20 protein-coding genes are annotated in these 22497 nt (G+C 73.8%); 11 read left to right on the top strand and 9 right to left on the bottom strand.

Annotated features, from left to right (window positions below; genetic code table 11):
- Positions 1-38: 38 nt before the first annotated feature.
- Together BKA00_RS26085 and BKA00_RS26080 are read left to right on the top strand one after the other, a co-directional pair.
- Positions 39-1388, top strand: coding sequence for a carbohydrate-binding protein (locus BKA00_RS26085; protein WP_230298779.1), 1350 nt, complete (start codon positions 39-41; stop codon positions 1386-1388).
- Positions 1389-1507: 119 nt separating this feature from the next.
- Positions 1508-1933: a MerR family transcriptional regulator gene (locus BKA00_RS26080; RefSeq protein ID WP_185029121.1), complete on the top strand. Its 426-nt coding sequence runs from the start codon at positions 1508-1510 to the stop codon at positions 1931-1933.
- Here BKA00_RS26080 and BKA00_RS26075 read toward each other — a convergent pair.
- Together BKA00_RS26075 and BKA00_RS40045 are read right to left on the bottom strand one after the other, a co-directional pair.
- Positions 1897-2730, bottom strand: a complete 834-nt coding sequence (locus BKA00_RS26075; RefSeq protein WP_185029119.1) for a phosphoribosylaminoimidazolesuccinocarboxamide synthase — start codon at positions 2728-2730, stop codon at positions 1897-1899. The genes BKA00_RS26080 and BKA00_RS26075 overlap by 37 nt on opposite strands.
- Before the next feature lie 91 nt (positions 2731-2821).
- A complete protein-coding gene (locus BKA00_RS40045; RefSeq protein ID WP_185029116.1) occupies positions 2822-4288 on the bottom strand; it encodes an aminotransferase class I/II-fold pyridoxal phosphate-dependent enzyme in 1467 nt (488 codons plus the stop codon).
- Between the two features lie 149 nt (positions 4289-4437).
- Between BKA00_RS40045 and BKA00_RS26065 the strand changes: the two genes are divergently transcribed.
- The 3 genes from BKA00_RS26065 (at position 4438) to BKA00_RS26055 (ending at position 5900) form a co-directional block, all read left to right on the top strand.
- Entirely contained in the window at positions 4438-4797 is a 360-nt protein-coding gene (locus BKA00_RS26065; RefSeq protein ID WP_221493294.1) for a DUF3140 domain-containing protein, read from the top strand.
- A gap of 11 nt (positions 4798-4808) precedes the next feature.
- Positions 4809-5000 carry a hypothetical protein gene (locus tag BKA00_RS26060; RefSeq protein WP_185029112.1) on the top strand — a complete coding sequence of 64 codons (192 nt, stop codon included), beginning with the start codon at positions 4809-4811 and terminating at the stop codon, positions 4998-5000.
- Between the two features lie 183 nt (positions 5001-5183).
- Positions 5184-5900, top strand: a complete 717-nt coding sequence (locus BKA00_RS26055; protein ID WP_185034810.1) for an MgtC/SapB family protein — start codon at positions 5184-5186, stop codon at positions 5898-5900.
- A 22-nt stretch (positions 5901-5922) separates the two neighbouring features.
- Here BKA00_RS26055 and BKA00_RS26050 read toward each other — a convergent pair whose 3' ends face one another.
- Both BKA00_RS26050 and BKA00_RS26045 read right to left on the bottom strand, forming a co-directional pair.
- On the bottom strand, positions 5923-6111 hold the full coding sequence (locus tag BKA00_RS26050; RefSeq protein ID WP_185029109.1) for a hypothetical protein: 189 nt from the start codon (positions 6109-6111) through the stop codon (positions 5923-5925).
- Positions 6112-6187: 76 nt separating this feature from the next.
- Complete coding sequence (locus BKA00_RS26045; RefSeq protein ID WP_185029107.1) at positions 6188-6745, bottom strand: hemerythrin domain-containing protein; 558 nt, start codon at positions 6743-6745, stop codon at positions 6188-6190.
- Positions 6746-6884: 139 nt separating this feature from the next.
- Between BKA00_RS26045 and BKA00_RS26040 the strand changes: the two genes are divergently transcribed.
- Entirely contained in the window at positions 6885-9614 is a 2730-nt protein-coding gene (locus tag BKA00_RS26040) for a helix-turn-helix transcriptional regulator (protein WP_185029105.1), read from the top strand.
- 72 nt (positions 9615-9686) lie between these two features.
- Here BKA00_RS26040 and BKA00_RS26035 read toward each other — a convergent pair whose 3' ends face one another.
- Positions 9687-10562, bottom strand: coding sequence for an arylamine N-acetyltransferase family protein (locus BKA00_RS26035; RefSeq protein ID WP_185029103.1), 876 nt, complete (start codon positions 10560-10562; stop codon positions 9687-9689).
- A complete protein-coding gene (locus BKA00_RS26030) occupies positions 10559-13612 on the bottom strand; it encodes an AfsR/SARP family transcriptional regulator (RefSeq protein WP_185029085.1) in 3054 nt (1017 codons plus the stop codon). The genes BKA00_RS26035 and BKA00_RS26030 overlap by 4 nt, the downstream gene beginning before the upstream one ends.
- 93 nt (positions 13613-13705) lie before the next feature.
- Between BKA00_RS26030 and BKA00_RS26025 the strand changes: the two genes are divergently transcribed.
- The gene (locus BKA00_RS26025; protein ID WP_185029084.1) at positions 13706-14578 is read left to right on the top strand and encodes an NAD(P)-dependent oxidoreductase; all 873 of its coding nucleotides are present in this window, start codon (positions 13706-13708) and stop codon (positions 14576-14578) included.
- Here the strand turns inward: BKA00_RS26025 and BKA00_RS26020 are convergent.
- Complete coding sequence (locus tag BKA00_RS26020) at positions 14553-15953, bottom strand: ATP-binding protein (RefSeq protein WP_230298780.1); 1401 nt, start codon at positions 15951-15953, stop codon at positions 14553-14555. The two genes, BKA00_RS26025 and BKA00_RS26020, sit on opposite strands and share 26 nt — an antisense overlap.
- Before the next feature lie 173 nt (positions 15954-16126).
- Here BKA00_RS26020 and BKA00_RS26015 point away from each other — a divergent pair, with 173 nt between their 5' ends.
- On the top strand, positions 16127-16606 hold the full coding sequence (locus BKA00_RS26015) for an ATP-binding protein (RefSeq protein ID WP_230298781.1): 480 nt from the start codon (positions 16127-16129) through the stop codon (positions 16604-16606).
- Here the strand turns inward: BKA00_RS26015 and BKA00_RS26010 are convergent.
- Positions 16590-16736, bottom strand: coding sequence for a hypothetical protein (locus BKA00_RS26010; protein ID WP_185029083.1), 147 nt, complete (start codon positions 16734-16736; stop codon positions 16590-16592). The genes BKA00_RS26015 and BKA00_RS26010 overlap by 17 nt on opposite strands.
- A 292-nt stretch (positions 16737-17028) precedes the next feature.
- Here BKA00_RS26010 and BKA00_RS26005 point away from each other — a divergent pair, with 292 nt between their 5' ends.
- Both BKA00_RS26005 and BKA00_RS26000 read left to right on the top strand, forming a co-directional pair.
- Positions 17029-18366 carry an LCP family protein gene (locus BKA00_RS26005; protein ID WP_230298782.1) on the top strand — a complete coding sequence of 446 codons (1338 nt, stop codon included), beginning with the start codon at positions 17029-17031 and terminating at the stop codon, positions 18364-18366.
- Between the two features lie 119 nt (positions 18367-18485).
- Positions 18486-19601, top strand: coding sequence for a hypothetical protein (locus BKA00_RS26000; RefSeq protein ID WP_185029081.1), 1116 nt, complete (start codon positions 18486-18488; stop codon positions 19599-19601).
- Between the two features lie 82 nt (positions 19602-19683).
- Here BKA00_RS26000 and BKA00_RS25995 read toward each other — a convergent pair whose 3' ends face one another.
- Positions 19684-20589, bottom strand: a complete 906-nt coding sequence (locus BKA00_RS25995; protein WP_185029080.1) for an arginase family protein — start codon at positions 20587-20589, stop codon at positions 19684-19686.
- 90 nt (positions 20590-20679) lie between these two features.
- Between BKA00_RS25995 and BKA00_RS25990 the strand changes: the two genes are divergently transcribed.
- Complete coding sequence (locus BKA00_RS25990) at positions 20680-22272, top strand: CocE/NonD family hydrolase (RefSeq protein ID WP_185029079.1); 1593 nt, start codon at positions 20680-20682, stop codon at positions 22270-22272.
- Positions 22273-22497 lie beyond the last annotated feature (225 nt).

The raw sequence follows: 22497 nt of genomic DNA, 5'->3' as shown, positions 1-22497 counted from the left end.
GCTCCTCTGTGTCCCGCTCAGCTGAGGAGTCGACCCCCGTGAAGCTCAAGCACGCCCACTCCAGGCACAGACCCTCCAGACGCGCGGCCGGTGCCGCGCTGGCCTCCGCCGCCGCGGCGGCCGTCCTGTCGTTCGGAACGCTGGTCGCGGTCTCCGCGCCGTCGTCGGCCCAGCCCGCGGCCGGAATCGCCTGCACGTATCCGGCCTGGGCGGAGGGCACCTCCTACAAGGTCGGCGACAAGGTCGTCTACAGCGGCCGCGGCTACGAGGCGATCGTCGCCCACACCGCCTACCCGGGCGCGAACTGGAACCCCGCCTCCACCCCCACGCTGTGGCGGGAGCTGGGCACCTGCGACACGACCGAACCGCCGACGACGCCGCCGACCACCCCGCCCACGGACCCGCCGACCACCCCGCCGCCCGGCGGGGACGAGACCTGCGCGGTGAAGTCCAGGCCCGCCGGCAAGATCCTCCAGGGCTACTGGGAGAACTGGGACGGCGCGTCCAACGGCGTCCACCCGCCGTTCGGCTGGACGCCGATCGACAACCCGGTGATCAAGCAGCACGGCTACAACGTGATCAACGCGGCGTTCCCCGTCATCCGCTCGGACGGCACCGTCCTGTGGGAGGACGGCATGGACTCCACGGTCAAGGTCTCCACCCCCGCCCAGATGTGCGCGGCGAAGGCCGCGGGCGCGACGATCCTGATGTCGATCGGCGGCGCCGCCGCGGGCATCGACCTCAGCTCCAGCGCCGTCGCCGACCGGTTCGTCCAGACGGTCGTGCCGATCCTGAAGAAGTACAACTTCGACGGGATCGACATCGACATCGAGACGGGCCTGTCGGGCAGCGGGAACATCAACCAGCTGTCGGCGTCGCAGTCCAACCTGATCCGCGTCATCGACGGCGTGCTCGGCCAGATGCCGTCCAACTTCGGGCTCACGATGGCACCGGAGACCGCCTACGTGACCGGCGGAAGCGTCACCTACGGCTCGATCTGGGGCGCCTACCTGCCGATCGTCAAGAAGTACGCGGACAACGGCCGGCTGTGGTGGCTGAACATGCAGTACTACAACGGCAGCATGTACGGCTGCTCGGGCGACTCCTACTCCGCCGGGACGGTCGAGGGCTTCGTGAAGCAGACCGAGTGCCTGAACAACGGCCTCACAATCCAGGGCACCACGATCAAGGTTCCCTACGACAAGCAGGCCCCGGGCCTTCCCGCGCAGCCGGGCGCGGGCGGCGGCTACATGTCGCCGGGCCTCGTCGGCCAGGCGTGGAACCGCTTCAACGGCCAGCTGAAAGGCCTGATGACCTGGTCGATCAACTGGGACGGGTCGAAGAGCTGGACGTTCGGCGACAACGTCCGCGGCCTCCAGGGGCGCTGACGGCGTGACCCGGGGCGGGCCCGGCGGCGTCCGCCGGGCCCGCCCCGGTTCCACCCCGCCGCCTTGACATTGACGGCGGTGTCAAGGAGTAGCGTCGGCCGGGAAGGCGAGGAGGGCCGATGCGGATCGGGGAACTGGCCGCCCGCGCGGGCGTGAGCACGCGCATGCTGCGCTACTACGAGCAGCAGGGGCTGCTGCCGGCGCGGCGCGCGGCCAACGGGTACCGCGAGTACGAGGAGTCCGACCTGCGGATCGTCGCGCAGATCCGCGCGCTGCTGGAGACGGGCTTCACGCTGGACGACACGCGCCCGTTCGTCGACTGCCTGCGCGCGGGCCACGCCGACGGCGCCGCGTGCCCGGAGTCGGTCGCGGTCTACCGGCGCGGACTCGCCGAGATCGACGCGGAGATCCGCGCGCTCCTGCGGCGCCGCGCCGAGGTGGCGGGGCGGCTCGCCCGGTCCTGCCCCGGCTGCGCGCCCGGTCCCGCCGACGCGCGTCCGGCGCCCGGTCAGGAGGTCCAGGCGGTGCCGGTCAGGCGCTCGTAGACCTCGGCGTAGCGGGCGCGGGTGGCCTCCACGACCTCGTCGGGGATGGCGGGGCCGGGAGGGGTGCGGTCCCAGTCGAGCGTGCTGCTCCAGTCGCGCACGAACTGCTTGTCGAGGGAGTGCTGCGGGCGGCCGGGCACCCACTGGTCGGCGGGCCAGAAGCGGGACGAGTCGGGCGTGAGCACCTCGTCGCCGAGGACGAGGGTGCCGTCGGCGGCGCGGCCGAACTCCAGCTTGGTGTCGGCGATGATGATGCCGCGCTCGGCGGCGAGGGCCGCCCCGCGCCTGTAGATCTCCAGCGTGACGTCCTTGAGGCGGGCGGCGGTGTCGTCGCCGATCTCACGGACCACGTCGTCGTAGGTGATGAACTCGTCGTGGCCCTCGGTGGCCTTGGTGGTCGGCGTGAAGATCGGCTCCGGCAGCCGGTCCGCCTCGACCAGGCCGTCCGGCAGGGAGATGCCCGAGACCGTGCCCGACTTCTGGTACTCCTTCAGGCCGAGCCCGGCGAGGTGCCCGCGCGCGATCCACTCGACGGGGAGCATGCTGAGGCGGCGGCAGCGGATGGCGCGCCCGGCCCACTCCTCCAGGACGTCGGTGGCCGAGACGACGTGGTTCGGGATGATGTCGGCGAGCCGCTCGAACCACCACAGGGACAGCTGCGTGAGGATCTTCCCCTTGTCGGGGACCGGGGTCGGCAGGACGACGTCGTAGACGCTCACCCGGTCGGACGCGACGAGGATCAGCTCGTCGCCGTCCGCGTAGACGTCCCTGACCTTGCCCGAGTGGACCAACTCCATGACGCTCCCCATCTAGCCGCCGTGCCGGTAGGAGTCTTCCACAGCGCCGTCCCGCGGCCTGCGGCGGCTCCGGCCCGCCGGGCCGGTCCGCTCACTCCTCGATGAACACCCGGACGCTGCGGAGGGTGCTGTCGGCCGCGTCCGGCACGACCATCCCGGCGGCGACGCCGGAACGCAGGTAGTCCATCACCGGCGCGGTGATCCGCTCGCCCGGAAGGACGGCCGGGATGCCGGGCGGGTACGGGGTCAGCATCTCCGCGCTGACGCGGCCGACGGCGCCGGACGCGGGCACCTGCTCGGCCGGGCCGAAGAACGCGTCCCGGGGCAGCACGACGAGTTCGAGCCGCAGGTCCTCGGGCGACGGCACCTCCACCGCCGGCCCCCCGCGCAGGTCGTCGAGGTGGGCGTGCAGGTCGCGCAGGGCGCTGAGAACAGCCTCCGCCGTCTCCTTGTCGTCGGCGAAGGTGAACTGCGCGCTGATCCGCCGGTGGTCGGCCAGGTGCATGTTGACGCGGTGGTGCTCGCGCAGCCAGTCGGCGGCCCGGTAGCCGCTGACGCCGAGGCCGGCGAGGTCGATGACGACGGGCAGCGGGTCGAGGTCGTGGGCGAGTCCGGGGCCGGTGAACTCCTCCCGGCCCTGGACCTCGAAGCCGTCGATGGCCGCGATCTGCGAGCGCGCGTCGGACGCCAGGTCCAGCGCGTCCCGCAGCAGGGCGTGCCCGTGCTCGACCATCTGCCGCCGCCACGCGTCCAGGCCCGCGTAGATCAGGACGGACGGGCTGGTCGTCCCGAGCAGGTCCTCCCTGGCCCTGAGGACGGCCGGGTCGACCAGGTCGCCCTGCTGGTGGAAGACCGACCCCTGCTCCAGCCCGGCGCCCATCTTGTGGACGCTCGTCACGCACACGTCGGCGCCGGCGTCCATCGCCCAGCTGGGCAGGTCCTCGTGGAAGGGCAGGTGCGCGCCCCACGCCTCGTCCACGATGAGGGGCTTGCCGTGCTCGTGGCAGACGGCGGCGATCGCGGCCAGGTCGGCGCACGTCCCGTAGGGCGTCGGGCTGGTGACGAGGGCGCCGCGCGCGTCGGGGTGCTCCCGGAACCGCGCGGCGAACGCCGAGGGCGAGGGCGGGTGGGCCAGGTGCCGGGTCGCGTCCCACTGCGGCTCGACCCAGATCGGGCGGACGCCGGACAGGATGAGCCCCGAGACGACCGACTTGTGGGCGTCCCGCCCGACCAGGAGCTTCTCGCCCGGGCCGGCGACCGACAGCATGGCGCTCTTGACCGACAGGGAGCTGCCGCAGGTCGAGAAGAACGCCTGCTCGGCGTGGACGGCGTCGGCCATCAGCTCCTGGGCGCGTTCCAGCACCTTGTTGCCCGACTCCCGGTCGTCCAGGCCGGAGATGGCGAGGACGTCGGAGCCGAAGACCGCGTCGCCCAGCACCTCGCGGGCGCGCGGATCGGCGCCGCGGCCCTGCTTGTGGCCCGGCGGGGTGAAGGGCACCTGCTGTTCGCGGTGGTAGGCGGCAAGGGCGTCCAGGACGGGGGCTTCCGAGTGGTCCATGGGGGGCGTGTTCCCGTGCGCTTCCGGCTGTAACGCGGAGCGATCGGGCCTGCCGCGGGATTGTTCCGGCCGCAGTAATACAAGATGGGACGAATGGGGCAGCGGTCTCCGGGTACGGCGGGCGTGAACGCGTACAGGGAGTTTTGCTTATGAACAACCGCGTATCGCCCGAGGTGGAGCTGGCGTGGGAGGACTTCCACCGGCTCGTGAACATGACCTCCGACGAACTGCGCACCTGGTTGCTCACGGACGCGTCCGGCGAGGAGGCGTTCCCGGCCGACGGCCCCGGCCCCGGGGTGTCGGAGCTGGGCGCCCACGTCGTGGACGTGCTGCGCAAGCGGAAGGTCGACCTGACCGAAAGCGACGGGGAGGTGATGCAGGAGGTCGTCGACTACGTGGAGGACCGCCTGGAGAACCGACCGCCGAACGCGGAACGGGACGAGGAGTGGCGCCACGCGCTGATGAGCGTGGGGCACGACCCGCTGCGTCCCGAACCGTCCAGCGCTTAGGAGGCGAGAGCATGCCGAACCCGCAGCAGCCCGAGATCCGGCGGTCCGGGAAGACCGCGGTGACGGACGAGCCGGCGCCCGAGGCCACCGACCCGAAGTCGACGAGGGCCAAGGGGCACGAGCACGGCACCGACAAGGGGAACAGGGGCGGCGGCGAGGGCGGCGGAACGCCGCCGGACCAGAAGCCGCCGCACCCCGCCTAGCAGCAGGCCGGAGGCCGCCCCGGAGAGAGTCCGGGGCGGCCTCCCGTCTGCCGCCGTCCGGCCGTCGCACGCGCGGCCGGGGCGGTGCGACTGATTGACAACGGAAGAGGGAGGGGTGGTACGAGGGTGTTTGAATTGTCCCCCGGGCAGGGTTGGGTGGAGATCGGCGAGCTGCTGCTCGCCATGGTGCTGTCGGCCGCGATCGGTCTGGAACGGGGGCTGCGCAACAAGAGCGCGGGGCTGCGCACGCACACCCTCGTCGGCGTCGGTGCGGCCCTGTTCATGCTGGTCAGCAAGTACGGTTTCGAGAACGTCCCCGGGAACGTCTCGCTGGACCCCTCCCGGGTGGCGGCGCAGATCGTGTCCGGCATCGGCTTCATCGGCGGCGGGCTGATCTTCGTCCGCCGGGACGCGGTGCGCGGCCTCACGACCGCCGCCGTCGTGTGGGTGACGGCGGCCGTCGGCATGGCCGCCGGCGGCGGGCTGCCGGTCCTCGCGGTGGCGGTCACCGCGATCCACTTCCTCGTCGTCTACGGGCTGAGCGGGCTGACGAAGCGGCTGCCGCTGGAGCGGTACCGCCGGGCCGGGGTCACGCGGCTGCGGATCGTCTACCGGGACGGGCGGGGCGTGCTGCGGCAGGTCCTGATGGAGTCGACGCAGCGCGACTTCGTGATCCTGGAGGTCCACGTCGACCGCGACCACCTGCCGGACGACTCCGACCGCGGCCGCGACGAGCGCCGGGACCGGCGCGAACCCGACCGGCGGCGTCCCGGCAACGCCGTGGTGACGCTCACGCTGGAGGGAACGGGCTCGGTCCCGGAACTCGCCGCGGTCCTGAGCGAACTGGAGGACGTCGTCGGCGTCACGGTCGGGGCCGATCTGGACGACGACAGCGAGTGAGGGGCACGGCGCCCCGGGCGGATCAGGGGACCTCGGTCTGCGGGCTGTAGCCGTCGTCCTCGCCGCCCGGGGCGTCGGCCTCGGCGTTCGCCGGGTCGGTGGGGCTCGGCGTGTGCTCGCCGCCCACGTCGGCGTCGTCCTCCTGCGGCGCCCCGGCCTCGGCGCGCCGGTCGGCGAGCGGCTTGTCCTCGTCGTTCTTGCGGTCGGTCATCGCACCTCCTCCTTGCGGTCGGTCATCGCACCTCCTCAGGGGAGGGGCGGCCCGGCGGGGCCGCCCCCCGGGACGGTCAGCCGCGCGCCTTGCCGATGGCGTCGCGGACGCGGTCGGCGACGGCCGCCATCGGCCCGACCGCGAGGTTCTTGGTGGGCGACTCCGTCCCCTGGTGGGGATGGGTCGGGGCGATCGCCTCCGCCGCCTTGACGGCCTTGGCCATGCCGCGCATCTGCTCGGGCGTGGCCTCCCCGGCGATGCGCGGGAACTCCTCTTTCTCCTCGTGCGAGGCGTGCGCCTCCAGGTCCCGGTGGAACTTGGCGAACGTCTCCTCGAAGTCGGCGGACTCCGGGTCCATCTTCTCCAGGTCCGACAGGACCCCCTTGGCCTTGTTCTCCTCCTCCAGCCGCGCGTCCACCACGCGGGAGCCGTCGTCGGCGGCGCGCCGGGCGAACGGGTGGACGACCTCCTCCTCGGCGGTCTCGTGCACGGCGAGGAGCCTGCGCAGCCGGTCGAAGGCGTCCTTGCGCACCTTGCCGTGGTTCTTCTCCACGGTGGTGGCGAGGTGGCGGATCTCCTCGTGCTGCGCGAGCAGCAGATCGACGACGTTCTCCTTGGTGGCCTGGTCGGCCATGACGACCTCCTTTCGGTTCGACGCTGTGAGCGTCCGGCGTTGCGGGGGTTCGACTCGTGGCGATACCCGAGGTGAGGGCTTCAACCATCCGGGCGCCGCGGCGGGACCGATGGTGCGGCGGGCTGAGTAGGGTGAGCGCATGCTGTACGGGCGGGACGGGGAACTGGCCGCGATCGACGGGCTCCTCGACCGGGCCCGCGCCGGGCGCAGCGGGACCCTCGTGCTGCGCGGCGAGGCCGGCATCGGCAAGTCCGCCCTCCTCGACCACGCCGCCGGCGCCGCGGACGGCATGCGCGTCCTGCGCGGGACGGGCGTCGAGACCGAGAGCACCATGCCGTACGCGGGCCTGCACCTGCTGCTCGGCCGCCACCTCGACCGCATCGGCGGTCTCCCGGACGCTCAGGCCGAGGCCCTGCGCGCGGCCCTCAACATGGGCGGCCCGGAGGCCGAGAGCGACCGGTTCCTCGTGGGGCTCGCGGTGCTGACCCTCCTGGCGGACCTCGCGGAGGAGCGGCCGCTGCTCTGCCTGGTCGACGACGCGCACTGGCTGGACGGCTCGTCCGCCGAGGCGCTGCTGTTCGCCGCCCGCCGCCTCGACGCCGAGCCGATCGCGCTCCTCTTCGCGGCCCGCGACGCGGTCGCGCCGGAATGCGCCGCGCCGGAGTTCGCCGCGCACGGGCTCGCGGAGCTGCGCCTGCGCGGCCTCGACGGGGACGCCGCCGCCGGGCTGCTGGCCGAGCGCGCCCCCGGCCTGCCCGGCCACGTCCGGCGGGAGATCCTCGCCGGGGCGATGGGCAACCCGCTCGCGCTGCTCGAACTGCCGGGCCAGGGCGGTCACGGGTCGGCCTACGAGCGGATCCTGCGGTCGTTCGCCGACCGGATCGCCGCGCTGCCGGAGCCGGCGCGGCGGCTCGTCCTGCTGGTGGGGGTGGACGATCTCGGCGACGCCGGGGTGGTGGTGAAGGCGGCGGGCCGGCTCGGCGCGGCCGACGGCCACTCCACCGGTGCCTCCATCGGCGACCTGGAGCCCGCCGAGCGCGCGGGCCTGCTGCGCACCACGCCCGACGGGCGGGTGGAGGTGCGGCATCCGCTGATCCGCACCGCCGCCGTGCGCGAGGCGACGCTCGGACAGCGGCTGGCCGCCCACCGGGCGCTGGCGGAGGCCTACGTGGAGCGCGGCGACGTGTGCCATCACGCCTGGCATCTGGCCCGCTCGGTGACGGACCCGGACGAGCGCGTCGCGGCCGTCCTGGAGAGGACCGCCGAGACCGAGCGGAACGCGGGCGGCAACGCGGCCGTCGCCGCGATGTACGAGGCCGCCGCCGGTCTCACCCCGGACCCGGCCGAGCGCGGCCGGCGGCTGGCGGCGGCGGCGCGGGCGTCGGCCGACGCGGGGCTGCCCGAGCGCGCGGTCGCGCTGGCGGCGCGGGCGGAGGCCGACCTGCCGGACCCGCTGGCGCGGGCGGAGCTGACGCTGATCCGGGCGGCCCTCGCCGACGAGCAGGACCGGGCGGCGGACGCCCACCGCCTGTTCGCCGAGACGGCGGCGTCGGTCGCGCGGCTCGATCCCCGCACGTCCGGCTACCTGTATTTCCAGGCCGCGGCGGCCGCCGCCAACGCCGGGGAGTTCGCCGCGATGGACGCCATCGCCGCCGAGGGCGCGCGCCTCGGCGTCCCGAACGCGCCGCACCTGCGGGCGCTGAGCCGGGTGTTCGCCGGGCAGAACCCGCTCGCGGACGCGGGCCCGGCGGACGGCGTGGCGGCGCTGCGCGAACTGATGGACGCGATGAGCGCCTGCTACGCGCCGCGCGAGCGGATCCGCGCGGGCATGTGGCACCTCATGGTCGGCGACGTGCGGGGCGCGGCCGAGGTCGCGGCGGACCTGGAGCGGCGCTTCCGCGACCGGGGCGCGATCGGGCTGCTCGCGCCCGTGCTGATGCTCCGGTCCCGGACCGACCTGGTGCTCGGCAGGTACCGCGACGCGCTGACCGGCGCGACGGAGGGCGTGCGGATCGCCGCCGACACCGGCCAGCACCGCATCCGCGTCTACCTCGACACGAGCCTGGGGCAGCTCGCCGCGATCCAGGGAGACGAGGAACGCTGCCTGGAGCTGACGGAGGAGGCGCTCTCACGCGGCCTCCCGCCGAGCAACGTGCACGCCGCCGCCGCGCGCAGCCTGCTCGACCTCGGGCTCGGCCGGTACGACACGGCCCTGGAACGTCTTGCCGGCGTCGTCGCCGGACCCTCTCGGCAAGGTGCCATCGCCGCTCTGCCCGACCTTGTCGAAGCGGCCGTCAGGGCCGGTGTCCCGGAGCGCGCGCGGGACGCCGCCCAGTGGTACAGCGATTGGGCCGCGCAGACCCAGCAGCCCTGGGTGCAGGCCATCGCGGCACGCTGCGCTGCCCTTCTGACCCCGGACGACTCCGACCCGCTGTACTCCAAGGCCCTTGATCTTCACCGCGAGGGCGGGACGCCCTTCGAGCAGGCGCGCACCGAACTGCTGTACGGGGAATGGCTCCGCAGGTCACGCCGCAGGAACGACGCGCGGGCGCGGCTGCACGCGGCGCTGGAGGCGTTCGCCCGGCTCGGCGCGGCGCCCTGGGCTGACCGCGCCCGCGCCGAACTGCGCGCCGCCGGGGAGAGCCTCACCGGCGGCCGGGACGACCAGGCTCCCGTGGACGACCTCGCCGCAAGGCTCACCCCGCAGGAACTCCAGGTCGCCCGGCTGGCGGCGACCGGCCTCAGCAACCGGGAGATCGGCGCGCAGCTGTTCCTGAGCCCCAGGACGGTCGGCTACCACCTCTACAAGACCTACCCGAAACTAGGCGTAACGACGAGAGCGGCATTGGCCCGCCTAGACCTGGGCTAGAGCGTCGACTTGCGGCGTGTTGCCCCTATGCGAGCGCTGATAAGGGCAACACGCCGCAAGTCGACGCCGGTCCTAAGCTTTCGCTCGGATGATGTCGGTGAGTCTCGTCCTGTCTTTGTCCTCCAGGGCTATTCCGAAGTCCTCTTCCAGCGTTTTCGGGAGATCTTCGGGGGCCAGGGTCCTGGCCTCCGTTCGTCCGTCGGGGCGGGTGATCTTCAGCGTCTTCCCGTCCAGCACGCGGAGGGAGTCGGGCGCGAACCTCTGCACGAAGGGGCGGGTCGTGAACGGCGAACGCGCGCTGGTCGAGACGTAGTGGCTGCCCACCTCGAAGTCGATCCGGAACACCTCGTTCAGCACGGACGTGTGCCGCTGGACCCAGCCGTCGGGGCCGCGCTGGTGCAGCTCCCATTCCGACGTGTTCGGCGTCCAGGCGGTGACGGTGCGGCCCCGGCGGAGCCGGAAGCCCCAGCCGTCCTGGACGGCCTCCTCGCCGTCCACGAGCCGCAGCGGCTCCAGCGGACCGGCGCCGAACCCCACGTCGCACAGCCACGCGGGCTCGTCCCGCGACGCGTCCGGCGGGCGGACGTGCAGGAGCGCGTGCGTGGCGGGCAGGATCTTCGACGCCCCCATCGTCACCCGGCCCGCCACCGCCGTGACCTCGTACCCGAGCCTCTCCAGCACCGCCGCGAAGAGCCGGTTGTGCTCGAAGCAGTAGCCGCCGCGCGGGCGCTCGACCAGCTTCGCCTGGACGGCGTCCAGCGACAGGTCGACCGGCCGCCCGAGGATGATCTCCAGGTTCTCGAACGGGATGGACGTGACGTGCGTGCGGTGCAGGGCCCGCAGCGTCGCGGCGGTCGGGGCCGTGCCGCCGACGTGGCCGATCCGCTTCAGGTAGGCGGGCAGGTCGAGCAGCTCGCCCTGCCATCCGTAGCCGAGATCCTCGCTCATGTCTCCCTTTCCCCCGGCGGTGATGGTTCTCCGGTGATGGCGACAACGTCCAGGGCGTCCCGGATCCTCCCGGCGATCCGGTCGACGTCGCGCCGCTCGGCGGGCGGCAGCGCGGCCCCGGCCGCCGCGCGGAGCCCGTCCGCCTCGGCGAGCAGCCCGGCCGCGGCCGCGTGCTCGCCCGCCAGGGACCGCGCCCCGGCCAGCCCCTCCAGCGCGAGCGCGATCGCGCGCGGGTCGCCGACGGCGCGGGCGGCGGCGAGCCCCTCGGTGTGCAGGGCCAGCGCCCGGTCCGCGTCGCCGCGCTCCTCGGCGACGAAGCCGAGCTGGGCGTGCACGAAGGCCAGGCCCGCCGTCCCGCCGATGCCGCGCAGCCAGTCGAGCCGGGCGCGCAGGTGCCTCTCGGCGGCGTCGAGGTCGCCGCGGGCCCGGGCGACGAGCCCGAGCCCGACCACGGCGAACTCCTCGGCCGACCGCGCCATGTGCCGCCGCGCCAGGTCCAGGGCCCGCTCGTGCAGGTCGCGGGCCTCGCCGAGGGCGCCGGTGAGGAGCGCGACGCGGCCGAGGCCGGACAGCCGGAACGAGGTCTCCGGCCACATCCGCGACTCCTCGGCCAGCCGGAGCCCCTCGCGGAGCAGCCGCGCGGCCTCGGCGTAGTCCCCGGTGATCTCGGCGTGCCGGACGAGGGCGTCGGACGCCTCCAGCCGCCCCCACGGGTCGCCGAGCTCGGTGAACAGCGCGACGCTCTCGACCGCGTCCCGCTCCAGCGCGACCAGATCGCCGTGCCCGAGGGCGAGGTTGGCCCGGGTCGCGAGCGCGGCGGCCGTGAACCAGCGGTCCTCCCGCTTCCGGAACACCGTCAGGGCGCGGTCGACGCGTCGCCTGTTCACGGCCAGATCCCCGTACGCCCAGTGCACGTGGCTCAGCAGCCACTCGGCCTTGGCCCTGGCGAACGGATCGTCATGCCCGGCCAAGGCGGTCTGCCGAAGCTCCTCCGAATCGACGCCCTCGCCGGCCAGCATGGTGAAGGCGGTCAGCCACGTCGCCGCCTCGGTTCTGGCCGGTGACGCCTGCGGGTGGGCGGCCAGGGCGTCGGCGAACGCGCGACGGGCCTCCGCGAAGCGCCCCCGCAGGTACCAGTACCAGGCGAGCGCGTTCACCGACCCGATTCCGGCGCCGTTGCCCAGCGCCGCGCGCAGGTTCGCGGCCTCCTGGTCGAGCCGCTTCAGCCAGTGGCCCTGCTCCGGCCCGCGCAGCCGTTCCGCGGCCTGTTCGGCGAGGCCGGTGTAGTGCAGGACGTGGCGGCGGCGGAACTCCTCTTCCTCGCCCGCCTCACGCAGGCGTTCCAGGGCGTAGGCGGCGACCGTCTCCAGCAGCCGGTAGCGGCCCTCCTCCGTCCGGACGACGAGGGAGCGGTCGACCAGCCGGGCGAGCACGTCGGCGTCCGTGTCGCAGACCGCCTCCGCCGCGTCCAGCGTGCAGCCGCCCGCGTGGACGGCGAGGCGCCGCAGCGCCACCCGCTCGGGTCCGGTGAGCAGCTCCCAGCTCCAGTCGATCACCGCGCGGAGCGTCCGCTGCCGGGCCGGGCCGCCGCGCCGCCCGTCCGCCAGCACCCGGAACCGGTCGTCCAGCCGCGCCGCCAGCTCCCGCACCCCGAGCGCGCGGACGCGGGTCGCCGCCAGTTCCAGCGCGAGCGGCACCCCGTCCAGGCGCCGGCAGATCGCCGCGACCCACGGCGCCGTGCCGGCGTCCAGCGCGAAACCGGGGGACGCCGCCGCGGCCCGCGCGACGAAAAGCCGGACCGCGCTCGACTCCCGCAGCCCGTCCGGCGCGGTCTCGGGACCGGGCGGATCGAGCGGCGGGACGAGCTGCAGCCGCTCCCCGGCGATCCCCAGCGGTTCCCGCGACGTCGCGAGGACGCGCAGCCCGGGCGCGTCGGCGAGCAGCCGCCCGGCGAGCTCTGCGGCGGGTTCGAGCACGTGCTCGCAGTTGTCGAGGACGAGCAGGGCCCGCCGCCCCCGCAGCGCGTCCGCGAGAGGGGTCCCGCCGGGCTCCTCGCGGAGCCCCAGCACGGAGGCGACCTGCTCGGCCACGTCGTCGGGCGCGGTCAGCTCGACCATCCACACCCCGTCGGGGTGGTCGGCGAGCGACCGGGAGGCGATCTCCACGGCCAGCCGGGTCTTGCCGACGCCTCCCGGACCTGTGAGCGTCACCAGCCGGTGCCCGGCCAGCAGGGCCCGGCCTTGCTGGACCGCGTCCTCGCGGCCGATCAGCTCGTCGAGCGCGGCGGGCAGCCGGGGAGCCGGCCGCGGCGGGGCGGGGCCCTCCGCGAGCATCGCCCGGTGGAGCTCCGCGAGCTCGGGGCCCGGGTCGGCGCCCAGCTCCTCGGCGAGCCGCTCGCGCAGCGCGTGGTAGCCCGCGGACGCCTCGCCCTGCCGCCCGGACAGGTGGAGGGCGCGCAGGTGGAGGGCATGCAGCGGCTCGCGCAGCGGGTGGCGGGCCGCCGGCGCGGCCAGTTCGGCCGCCACCGCCGCGTGCTCGCCGAGGTCGAGCCGGGCCCGCGCGTGCCGCTCCAGCGCGACGAGCCGCCCCTCCTCCAACTCGATGATCGCGGTGCGGGCGAACTCGGCGTCGGCGAAGTCGGCGAAGGCGGGGCCGCGCCACAGCGCGAGCGCGTCGCCGAGCATCCGCTTGCGGGCGAGGGGATCGGCGGCCTCGCGGCCGAGCGCCGCCGCGAACCGCGCGGCGTCGACCGCGTCCGGACCGGCGTCGAGCGCGTACCCGGGCGGGCGGGCGGCGACGAGGCCCCGGCCGCCCGGCTCGCCCTCCTCCAGCGCCCTGCGGAGCTGCGAGACGCGGGCCTGGAGCGTTCCGATCGGGTTGCGGGGCGGCCGGTCGCCCCACAACGCGTCGATCAGCCGGTCGACGGACACGGGCTCTCCGGGCCGGGTGAGCAGGACGGCGAGCAGCGTGCGGACCTTCACCTCCGGCACGCGCACGGGCGCCCCGGCGTCCGTCCACACCGCGAGCGGCCCCAGCACCCCGAAACGCACGGCCTCCAGCGTAGCCACCGCTACGGACGGACCCGCAGCACATCCGTAGCGGTCGGGACGAGTGTGGAGGAAACACACATCCCAGGAGGACATATGAAGACCCCGGTGATCGTCATCGGACTCGGGCCCATGGGCGCGGCGATGGCCAGGACGTTCCTGGAGAACGGCCATCCGACCACCGTCTGGAACCGGACGCCGTCCAAGGCCGCCCCCCTGGTGAAGGACGGCGCGACCCTCGCCCCCACCGCCGCCGAGGCCCTCGCGGCCTCCGAGCTGGTCGTCGTGAGCCAGACCGACTACAAGGCGATGTACGACTCGCTCGACGGCGCGGACCTGAAGGGGCGCGTCATCGTCAACCTCAGCTCAGGCAGCCCTGGTGAGCTGCGCCGGGCGGGCGAATGGGTGTCCGAGCGGGGCGGCGCCCTGCTCACCGGGGGCGTCATGGTGCCTCCGCCGGGCATCGGCCAGCCGGGCGCGTACGTCTTCTACAGCGGCCCAGAGGGGGCATTGGAACCCCACCGCGAGGCCTTGGGCGAACTGGGAGACGTCACGTTCGTCGGCGAGGACCCGGGTCTGTCGATGCTCTACTACCAGTCCCAGATCTACGTCTTCTGGTCGACCCTTACCGCCTACATGCACGCCGTGGCCTTGCTGGGCACCGCGGGCGTGTCCGCCCAGGAATTCCGTCCGTTCGCCGCGTCCCTGCTGACCGAGCTGGCCGGCGATGGGCCGATGGGCTTCCTGAATCAGCTCACGGAAGAGATGGAGGCCGGCGTCTACCCGGGCGCGGACAACACCCTGCGGATGCAGGCCGTCGGCGCCGACCACGTCGTGGAGGCCGCCCGCGAAGCGGGGATCGACGCCGCGGGCCCGACCGCCCTGCGGGAGCTGTTCTGGCGCGCCGTGGACGCCGGTCACGGCACGGACGGGCTGTCGGCCGTCATCGAGGCGGTCCGTCGCCCGTGATCAGCGGGAGCCGGAGGACGAACCGGGCGCCCGCGGGGGAGTCGGCGATGCGCAGGGAGCCGCCGTAGATCTCGGCGATCTCGCGGGCGATGGGCAGCCCGAGCCCGGTCCCCTGGGGGTCCCGGGCGCGCGACTCGCTCAGGCGGGCGAAGCGCTCGAAGACGCGTTCGCGGGCCTCCTCGGGGACGCCGGAGCCGTCGTCGAGGACCTCCAGGACCGCGTCGCCGCCGTCGCGCGCCACGGTCACCTCGATCCGCGACTCGGCGTGCCGTTCGGCGTTGCCCAGCAGGTTGCCGAGCACCCGGCTCAGCCGCACCGGGTTCGCGCGCACGACCACACCGGGCTCCAGCCGCGTCGTGATCGGCGCGTCGCCGGCCCGCAGGCCGACCTCCCGGCGGACCAGGGCGGCGAGGTCGACCGGTTCCACGGGCTTCGGGGTCCGGGCGTCGAGCCGGGACAGCTCCAGGAGGTCGGCGACGATGTCGTTCAGGCGCCGCGTGTCGCGGAGCGCGCCGCGGACCATCGGCTTCCAGTCGGCGTCGTCCGGCTCCCCGAGGGCGACCTCCAGGCGCGTCTGGAGGCCCGTGATCGGGTTGCGCAGGTCGTGGGAGGCGTCGGAGACGAAGCGGCGCTCCCGGGTCACCGCCTCCTCCAGGCGGTCCAGGGTGGCGTTGACCCTCTCGGCGAGGCTCTGGATCCCCCCGCCGGCCTGCGGGACGGGGACCCGGTGGTCCAGGCCCCGCGCGTCCAGGTCGGCCATCTCGGAGCGGATGATGTCGACCGGGACGAACGCCTGCCCGATCGTGTGCCACGTCCACCACGCGATCAGGCTGAGCAGCGCGACCAGCAGGCCGAAGAGGGCGAGGGGCAGCAGCCACACGTTGAGCAGCCCGGGCAGCGGGTCGGCGGCGATGACCATCACGTCGGGGCCCCACGGGGACGTGCGGATGCGGAGGCCGAACGCCCACACGCACCCCTTCGGGAAACGGGGGCAGACCCGCTGGTCGATCAGCAGTTCGCCCCTCGCCAGGTCGGCGGTCGCGAGCGCGGGACGTCCGCGGACGGCGTCGCTGGCGGCCACGACCTTTCCCTGCGGGGTGACCACCTGCACCATCTGCGCCTCGTCCGGGCGGACGTCGATGATGCCGGGGTTCCGTCCCCGGGAGAGGTCGAACGCGATCCGTTCGGCGGTCCGCTCCGTCAGGCGCCCGACCCTGTTCTCCGCCCAGTCCCGCGCCAGGAGCAGCATCAGGACGAGCGCCAGCGCCAGGATCAGCGCGGACACCGCGACGGTGATGAGCGTCGCGCGCCCCCGCACCGAGAAGAGCAGGCGCCTCCCCCACCGGCGGGCGGGAACCCGCCTACCCGTCGTCACAGTGGATCCCCGGAACCGTCCACACCGTCACTCTAAGTGACCTGGTGTGAGATGCTCGCACCGCGTGCGGCGCGGAACAGGCGCCGTGAACAGGACAAGGGCCGCGATCCGTACTTCGAGGGTGACGGGCCGCCTTCCGGACGGAGGGACGGCCGGGACGGGGAGGCGGTGCTGTGGTCGGGACGCGGGACCGCGTGGTGATCGGCGAGATCACGCTTCCGGGCGTGCGGCGGTCGGTCGGGGGTGCGCGCGGCTTCGTCCGGAGCGTGGCGGCCGGCCATCCCGCCCTGGACGACATGGTGCTGGTGGTGAGCGAGACGGTCGCGAACGCGATCGCTCACACGGCGTCCGGCCGGGAAGGCGGGCAGGTGAGGGTCGCCGTCCTGGCCGGGGACGGGGGGTACCGGCTTGAGGTCGCCGACGAGGGCGCGGCGGGCGGGCGTCCCCACGTGAAAGGCGGGCAGGGCGACGACGAGGACGCGGGGGACGGTGCGGAGTCGGGACGCGGGATGCGGATCGTGGAGGCGCTCGCGTCGCGGTGGGGCTTCCACGCCGACGGCGCCCGCACAGTGGTGTGGGCGGACTTCCCGGCCCCGGCCGCCGCGGTGGAGCGGGGCCGGGGCCGGGGGACGCCGGTCAGCGGCCCCGGTTGAGCTGCCGGGTCGGCATCTGCCGGGCGTTGCGGCGGTTGTTCGCGAAATTCGCCGACCTGAAGTCGGAGTTCTTCCGCTTGCCCTTCTTCCGGGATCTGGCGAAGGGGTCGCTGTTCATTTCCTGGTTCATGGCACGCATGAAGGAATCACCTCCGGGCACGTCTGAATTCGGCCGTGAAAGGCCGCGAAAAAGGTGTGGAAGGGCGCGCCGCATCGCCGCAGGACACACGTGTGCCCATGCGGAGGAGGAGCGCCATGGAGAGATGGGAGCGGGCCCGCGGCAATGCCGGGGCGGCTCAACCGGAGAAGTATCAAAGCTTCATAAGGAGTAAACAACCATACTCGCGGCGGCGTGTCAACCATTAATTCCGCCGGGCGTGAACTCGAAGGCGGGGAAGCGGCGATACATGCCGGGAGGCTTCATGAAGCTGCTTGCTTGGGTCGCCGTCGCGGCGGCCGCGGTGATGGTGACGGGCGGCCTGTCCGCGTACGGGTACTACTGGCGGCTGCAGAACGCCGTCCAGCACGAGGACGCCGACCGGTTGATCGGCGGAGACCGGCCGAGGAGGCTCAACGGCGCGACCAACATCTTCGTGCTCGGGTCGGACACGCGCGAGGGCGCCAACGCCAGGTACGGGCGGGGCCTGCGGGGCAAGCCGCCCGCGTCCGACACGATGGTGCTGCTGCACCTGTCGCCGGGCGGCGGCCAGGCGATCGCCGTCAGCTTCCCCCGCGACCTGATGGTGCCCATCCCGCCGTGCACCCGCCGGGACGGCACGAAGGCGCCCGGCAGCGCGAACGCCATGCTGAACGAGGCGATCGGCCGCGCGGGCCCCACCTGCACCGTCCATACCGTCGAGCGGCTCACGAAGATCCGCATCGACCACTTCGTGCAGGTGGACTTCACGGGCTTCAAGCGGATCGCGACGGCCGTCGGCGGCGTGCCGGTGTGCGTGACGGCCGACGTCCACGACAAGGACTCCGGGCTGAACCTCACCAAGGGCCGCCACCGGCTGAAAGGCGAGGACGCCCTGGCCTACGTCCGCAGCCGCAAGGGCTTCGGGAACGGCAGCGACACCGAGCGCATCCGGCGGCAGCAGCACTTCTTCGGCGCGCTCGCCAAGGAGGCGATGAGCGCGGGCGTCCTCACCGATCCGGGGCGCCTGAACGCGCTGCTCAGGGCGACGGCCGAGTCGCTGACGACCGACAGGGGGCTGTCCGTCGCGGAGATGCTGAAGATCGCCCAGGGCATGCGCGGCCTGGACGCGGGGAAGCTGCGCTTCGTCACCGTGCCGTCCGGGCCGTACCCGCTGAACCGCGACCGCGTGGCGCTGACCCGGCCCGCCGCGGACGAGTTCTTCGACGCCCTCCGCAGGGACGTGGTGGCGCCGGCTCCGGCGAAGTCCCCGGGCGCGCGGCCCGGGAGGGTGCGGGTGTTCAACGCGTCCGGGGTCGAGGGCCGCGCCGCCCAGGTGGCGGCGCAGCTCGAAGACGCCGGCTGGCGGGTCACCGGCGTCGGCAACCTCGGCACCCGCCCCCAGGCCGCCGTCGTCCACTACGGGGCGGGCGCGGAACCGCAGGCGAGGGCGCTCGCGGCCCTCCTGCCGGGCGCCCGGGTCGCGCCGCGAGCCAGGACGGCCCCCGGCGGCGTCGACCTCGTCGTCGGGACGGGTTTCACGCGCGTCCGGACGTCCGGGGGCGTCCCGGTCCAGCGCGGCGAGAGCCGGGCGAGCGACAGGGTGTGCGAGCGGGTGGCGTGAGGCGCGCCGCCGCTCGCCGGGGCCCGGGGCCTGGAGGACGGCGCGTCGCGGGTGATCCGATCGGAACGAACATTCGGTCATACCGGTGATGATCTTCGCTTATCGGCATAATCACCCGAATGGCGATGTCGCTTCCGGTGCGGTTCCGCAGCGATGGCGTGCGGGTGGCGGTCGAGACCGACCCCCTGCACGCCCCGCTGCGCGACTTTCTCATCAACGACCTGGGGGAGGACGTCTCCGCGATAGCGCGCGCCCAGGGGCGGCTGAGCGACGGCGCGGCCCGCCCCTGGCAGGAGCAGTACCGCTACCACCGCCTCGACTTCGACGGCACGACCGTGCAGGTGCGCGACGTCGCCGGATGGGCGTCCTGCGACCTCGAACCGGCCGTCCTGCGGCGGTGCCTGGACGAGTACCTCCACCAGGTCGGCGCCCTCAAGAGCCGCCGCAGCCTTGAACGCGAGTTCGGCGGCCGGGGCAACGGCGAGCCCATGGCGGCGTCCCTCGCCCTCGCTTCGGTCTCCGGGCGGACGCAGGGCTGGGGTCTCGTCCAGACACCGCGCGCCGTGCTGGAGGACCTGGCCGGGCTGACCCCGCACCCCGACGCCTGCCTTCCGCACGGCGTCATGGAGACCGGCTCGGGCGCCTGCTGGGCCGACCTCGCCGTCCTGGACGAAGCGGGCAAGCGCCTACGCGGCGGCACGAAGACCTTCATGCCGAAGGGCCTCGACCCGGAACGCATCATGGGTGAACTGGGGAACGCCCTGACAAAGGCCCGCTTCCTCAACGGGATTCCCGGGGCGTGGGCGGGTGCGGTCGCCGGGGTGCCGGTGCACGGCTACGTCGACCCGGAGGCCGTCCTGCGGCTGCCCTGCCGGCCCATCGAGATCGGCGGCGTCGTCAGGCGCGTCAAGGTGTTCTTCCCCGAACTCGCCGATTCGGGCGTCGACCTGGCGACCGCCGCGGCCGGCGCGAGCGCGTTCACGCCTTCGGTGATCGGGCCACGGCACGTCCTCACGGCGTTCCTGCTCCACGACGTGCAGAGCCACCGCCACCATCTGGAGGTCGTCCGCGCCGCCCGTCCCGGCTGGGAGCACACAGGCAACGCCTGCCACATCCGCATGGACGTCCAGACCGTCCGCCTGGAGCACCTCTGGTTGCCGGGACACGCCTGCGAGTTGCCGACCGGCGAGTTCGCCAGCGTCCTCTACGAATACGAACGCCTGACGGCACCTTGACCCGGCTGAAGGGCAGAACGCCGCGGACCTCGGCGGGGACGACCACCTCGCCGGGGACGAAGTGGACGTCGACCGACACCGCCTAGGAGAGCGCGGCGACAACCGTGTCGGTGAGGGCCGCGCCGGCCATGCCGTCCGGGTCGCGTTCGGGGTCGTAGATGGCCACGTGCAGGCCGACCGCCCGCGGGCTCGCCGCCAGCGTCCGCAGCACGGACGTGAGCTCCTCGAACGACAGGCCGTCCGGGTTGGGGGAGTCGACGGCCGGCATCAGGCTCTTGTCGAGGATGTCGGCGTCCAGATGGATCCAGTAGCCCTCGATCGGCGCGGCCTCCAGATGCGCCCGCGCCCCCTCGGCGGCCGAGTCCGCACCGTGCTCGCGGATGTACTCGATCGGGAAGCGCCGCACGCGCGACGCCTCGAACGCGTCCATGTCGAACAGCTCGAAGTCCTCGGGCTCCCGCTGGACGCCGATGTGCGCGACGTGCTCCTCCTCCACGTAGGGGCGAAGCCCCCCGACGTCGGTGAGGGCGGCCGGGCCGTGCCCGGTGGCCAGGCCGAGCGCCATCCCGCCCGCGGTCAGCCCCTTCGGCGGGGCCGACGGGTCGCGCCGCGGCGAGTAGTCGTCGTGCCCGTCCAGGTGCGCCAGCCCGTACACGCCGCGGCGGCGCAGCGCGAGCATCGGGCCGAGCAGGATGCCGCAGTCGCCGCCGAGCACGACCGGGAACTCGCCGCGGTCCAGCACCTCCCCGACGCAGGCCGCGAGCCGCTCGGTGTAGTCGGCGAGGCCGGGGCCGTTCAGGTAGCCGGTCTCCTGGTCCGTGCCGAACACGTAGGGCGGCGGGTCCACCCGGCCCGCGTCCTCGGCGCGCAGGCGGCCGACGATGCCGTGGCCGCGCAGGGCGTGGGCCAGCCGGCGCACTCCGGGCTCGTGGCCCTCGCGCGGCGGACGGAGCCCCAGGTTGGACGGTGCGTCGAGCACTGCGATCATTGGTGCAATCTAGAACATCGGGGACCCGCCCGGCACATCGCCCGACCGCCGGGACCTCGGGAAATGCCGGAACAACGGGAAAGGCGTCCGATGACCGTCTCGGGACTACTCGTCGACCGCCTTCTCGGCCTCCCGGAGTCGCCGTCCCCCGACGTCCGGTCGGCGCGGGACCTTCGGGTGCCCATGCCGGACGGCGTCGTGCTCGTCGCCGACCTGTACCGGCCGCGCGGCGCGGGACCGCTGCCCGTCGTGCTGATGCGCACCCCGTACGGCAAGCGGCAGGCCGTGGTCCGGCTGTTCACCGGCGTCCTGGTTCGGCGCGGGTTCCAGGTCGTCGTGCAGGACGTGCGCGGCGTCTTCGGCTCAGGCGGCGAGTTCCATGCCTTCCACGACGAGAAGGACGACGGCCTGGCCACGCTCAAGTGGCTCCGCGCGCAGCCCTGGTGCGACGGCAGGGTGGCGATGGTCGGCGCAAGCTACCTCGGGTTCACCGAGTGGGCTGTCGCACCCTACGCAGACCCGCCGCTGGCCGCGATGGGACTGGGCATCACCGCGTCCGAGTTCGCCAGTTCGTTCTACCCCGGTGGTGCGCTCGCCCTGCACAACACGCTCGTCTGGTCGTCCCTGCTGGGGACGCAAGAGGAGCGGAGGCGGCCGTTCCACGACAGGCGTGTGAGGCGTGCGATGCGGCACCTGCCGGTAGGCGAGGCCGACCTCGCCGCCATCGGACGTCCCGAACCGTTCCTGCGCGAGGTCGCTGCCCATGCCGAGCCGGGTGACGACTTCTGGAAGGCCACCGACCACAGCGCCGCCGTCCCGGCGACCACCACGCCCACCACGATGGTCACGGGCTGGTGGGACCTCTTCCTGCGCGGCCAACTCAGGGACTTCGCCGCCCTGCACGCGGAGGGGCGCCAGGTCCGCATCACCATCGGCCCCTGGGGACACGACGCCAAAGCCCTCCGCGCGACGCTCCACGACCAGGTTTCCTGGCTGAACGCCCACCTGAACGGCGACAAGGCCCAACTCCGCAGGGCGCCGGTAAGGCTGCACCTGCAGCAGGCCAACACCTGGCTGGACTTCGACCAGTGGCCCCCGCCCGAGACCAGGCCAACGCCGCTCTACCTGGCCCACGGCCTCGTATGGGACGAGCCTGACGCGGACCCCGCCACGTTCACCTACGACCCCCTCGACCCGACCCCGAACGTCGGCGGCCCGCTCCTGTCACCCGGCAAGGGGAAACAGCGCGACAACGCCCCCCTCGAACGCCGCGACGACGTGGTCGTCCTCACCGGCGCGCCGCTGCCCGAGGACCTGGACGTGATCGGACCCGTCTCGGCGACGATCCACGTGCGCACCAGCACCGGACGAGGCGACCTGTTCGTCCGCCTCTGCGACGTCGACCGGAGCGGCGTCTCCCGCAACGTCACCGACGGCATCCTGCGCATCACGTCCACGGGGACCGTGCGCGCCGAGATCGAAATGCATCCGACCGCGTACCGCTTCCGGCGCGGCCACCGGCTGCGCGTCATGCTCGCGGGCGGCGCGTTCCCCCGCTTCGCCCGCAACCACGGCACCCCGGAGCCCGCGGGGCGGGCCATCGCGTCCCGCCGCACCGACTTCGAGATCCTCCGGGACGCCGCCCACCCCTCCGCCGTCCACCTTCCCATCTGGAGACCCTGACCTGGACGAGCGGGAAAGGCCACATGGCCGCCGCCCCGGCGCGCCGAACGGACGGCGTGTTCCGCTCATCACACACGGTGTCCCGCTCGTCGACAAGGCCGGGCAAAGGCGCGATCCGCCGACGGCCCCCTCGCTACGTTCTTCACATCCGCCCAACGGCCGGCGTGAGCCGCTTCGGGGGGAGCGGCCGGTTCTGCGTCCGCGCCGGGACCGCCACGGCGGAAC

Origin of the sequence: Actinomadura coerulea, from assembly GCF_014208105.1 — a bacterium.
GTDB lineage: Bacteria > Actinomycetota > Actinomycetes > Streptosporangiales > Streptosporangiaceae > Spirillospora > Spirillospora coerulea.
This window is presented reverse-complemented; position numbering and strand designations above follow the sequence as displayed.